1 protein-coding gene and 2 pseudogenes are annotated in these 3,316 nt (G+C 66.3%); all 3 read right to left on the reverse strand.

The genetic code is table 11. The features are described 5' to 3' along the window. Positions 1 to 52 precede the first annotated feature (52 nt). Positions 53 to 484, reverse strand: coding sequence for an NUDIX hydrolase (locus JCM19049_RS10165; RefSeq protein WP_054821526.1), 432 nt, complete (start codon positions 482 to 484; stop codon positions 53 to 55). Beyond that, positions 484 to 2,736: pseudogene (locus JCM19049_RS10170) on the reverse strand (RNA degradosome polyphosphate kinase). Before JCM19049_RS10170 ends, JCM19049_RS10165 begins: the two are co-directional and overlap by 1 nt. A 61-nt stretch (positions 2,737 to 2,797) precedes the next feature. After that, positions 2,798 to 3,316 (reverse strand): annotated as a pseudogene (gene mshD, locus JCM19049_RS22600) (mycothiol synthase); the annotation flags it as partial.

Here is a 3,316-nt window from a genome sequence, read left to right on the forward strand (position 1 = left end):
CGGCCAGGTGCGCTCGATCAGGTCATCGAGCGGGCCGCGTCGCTGGGGTTGGTCAGCATGGACTTGGCCTGCTTGGCCCCCACCCAGCGGGCCTCGTCCGCCTCGTCCCCGTCCACGGTGGCTCATCCCCGTTGGCCAGGGCCGCTGCCCAGTAGTAGACGACCTTGGCCTTCTGGTTCACGGTGTAGGCGGTGGCCTCCAGCGGGATCCCCAGCTGCACCTGCAGGCCCACTTCCTCCCCGACCTCGCGCACCGCGCATTCCGGGATGGATTCCCCGTCATCGAGCTTGCCCTTGGGCCAGGACCAGTCGTCGTAGCGGGGCCGGTGAATGATCAGGACCTGCAGTTCGTCGTTCAGCACACGCCACGGGATGGCCCCGGCGGCGATGACGTCAAATTCTCCCAGCAGGATTTCCTCGGGATCCGAGGACCGTTGAATCATGAGCACGGTGTTGGTCGATCCTTTGATCTGATTGGCTGCCACTAGTTTCCGCGACCCGGGTTGCGCCGGCGCGAGTGGGTCTCGATCAGCATGATTGCACATCCAGTAGCGGCTGGCCGTCCGCGTCACGGTGGTGTCGCTCCCAGTCCCCGTCCGCCAGCAGGTGCCAGGATGAGGTCTGCTCATCCAGGTAGCGGTCCAGGATGGCGATCAGGTTGGCGATGTCCTCCGGTTCGGCCAGTGACACCAGCGCCTCCACCCGGCGGTCCAGGTTGCGGTGCATCATGTCCGCCGAACCGATGTAGACCACCGGGTCCCCGTCGTTGGCGAACATGAACACGCGGCTGTGCTCCAGGAACCGGCCCAGGATCGAGCGCACCCGGATGTTCTCGCTCAGCCCCGGAACCCCGGGACGCAGCGCACAGATCCCGCGCACGATCACGTCGACCTTCACCCCGGCCTGGCTGGCCCGGTACAGGGCGTCGATGATGGTCTCGTCGACCATCGAATTGACCTTGATCACCACCCGGGAGTCGATGCCGGCCTGCGCGTTGGCGATCTCCTGCTCAATGCGCTGCACCAGCCCCCAGCGCAGCGAGCGCGGGGCGACCAGCAGACGCTGGTAGGTGGAGCGCGGGGCGTAGCCCGAGAGCTGGTTGAACAGTTTGGAGACATCCTCGCCCACGGTGTCATCGCAGGTGAGCAAGCCCAGGTCCTCGTAGTAGCGGGCGGTGCGCGGGTGGTAGTTGCCGGTGCCGATGTGGCAGTAGCGCCGCAGCTTGTCGCCCTCGCGGCGCACCACCAGGGACAGCTTGGAGTGGGTCTTGAGCCCACGATGCCGTACACCACGTGCACCCCGGCCTGCTCCAGCTTCCGCGCCAGGTGATGTTGGCCTGCTCATCGAAGCGGGCCTTGATCTCCACCAGCGCCAGCACCTGCTTGCCGGCCTCGGCCGCGTCGATCAGCGCGTCCACGATCGGCGAGTCCCCGCTGGTGCGGTACAGCGTCTGCTTGATGGCCATGACCTTCGGGTCCGCGGCCGCCTGCTCCAAAAAGGCCTGCACGGAGGTGGAGAACGAGTCATAGGGGTGGTGCAGCAGGATGTCGCGGCGGCGCACCGCGGCGAAGACGTTGGCCGCCTTGGAGGTTTCCGAGACGTTCAGCAGGCTGGAGGTGTGCCCCACATGCTTCGGGTAGTGCAGTTCGGTGCGGTCCAGCCCGGCAATGACGCCCAGCCCCCGCAAATCCAGCGGGGTGGGCAGCTTGAACACCTCATCGTCCTCGATGCCCAGTTCGCGCACCAGCAGTTCCAGGATCTGCGGGTTGATGTCATCGGCGACCTCCAGGCGCACCGGCGGGCCGAAGCGGCGGCGCAGCAGCTCCTTCTCCAGGGCCTGGAGCAGGTTCTCCGCGTCGTCCTCTTCCACCTCCAGGTCCTCATTGCGGGTGATGCGGAAGAAGTGGTGCTCGACAATGTCCATGCCGGGGAACAGCTGGTCCAGGTGCTCGGCAATGACATCTTCCAGGGCAATGAACCGGGCCTGGCTGTGCGAGGAGTGGGCCGCGCGCAGCCCGTCGACGGAAATCAGGCGCATGATGGTGTCCGGCACCTTCAGGCGGGCGAACAGGTCCTTCTGGGTTTGCGGGTTGCGCACCACCACGGCCATGTTCAGCGACAGCCCGGAAATGTAGGGGAACGGGTGGGCGGGGTCCACCGCCAGCGGGGTGAGCACCGGGAAGACCTGCTTGATGAACCACTGGGACAGCTCGTCGCGTTCCTTCGGGCTCAAGTCCTTCCACCCGACCAGGGCAATGCCCTCTTCCTGCAGCTTTGGGCGCACCGAATCGGCGAACACCTTCGCGTGGCGCAGCTGCAGCTTGTACGCGTTGGCCAGGATCAGTTCCAGCTGGTCCACCGGGTTCATCCCGGTGGCGGCCGGCACCGCCAGGCCGGTGGCGATGCGGCGCTTGAGCCCGGCCACCCGCACCATGAAGAACTCATCGAGGTTCGAGGTGAAGATGGACAGGAAGTTCACCCGCTCCAGCAGCGGCAGATCCTCGTCCTCGGCCAGTTCCAGCACCCGAGCGTTGAAGTCCAACCAGCTGATCTCCCGGTCCAGGAAGCGCTCGGCGGAGAAACCGCCTATGGGCAGCGTGGCGGCCGGGGCAATGTCCGGCAAGCCGATCCGGTCCACGGTGGCCTCCGATGAGGCACATCCTTGAGTTTGCTGGTTGGTGGGAGCACGGGTTTGGTCATCAGCTGATCTCGCTTCCTGGCTCAGGGTGCCGGTCATGCAATGGCGGACACCACCGGGGGACAAGCCCTGTCAGGCGCCGCATTGCCTAGCGCCAATCCTACCGCGCAGGCCCGTACATCACATCGACATCCCAGACCGTGAAGCCCAAGGACTCGTAGAGTTTCACCGCTGCGGTATTCTCCGCATCCACATAGAGCATGACCGCCTCCACCCCGCGGGCCAGCAGATGGTTGACCCCGGTGGCGGTCAAACTGCGGCCCAGGCCCAGACCCTGCGCGTCGGGGTCACCCCCACCACGTACACCTCACCCACCCGGGCGGTGCCGGGTTCGCTGGGGCAACTTCGTCCAATGGAACCCCAGCACCGCTTCGTCCTGGTCCACGGCCAGGAAGAATCCTTCGGGGTCAAACCAGTCCTCGGCCATGCGCGCCTGCAGGTCGGCCAGGGTCAGCGAGCCCTGCTCCGGGTGGTCGGCGAAGGCTGCCGCGTTGGCCTGCAGCCAGGCCTGTTCATCCTGGCCGGGGACGAAGGTGCGAAGCTGCAGGTTCTCGGGCAGCTGCGCCACCGGCAGCGGCTGCTGCTGGGTGCGGCGCATCTTGTTCAGTTCCCGCTGCCG

It is taken from the genome of Arthrobacter sp. JCM 19049, assembly GCF_001310435.1.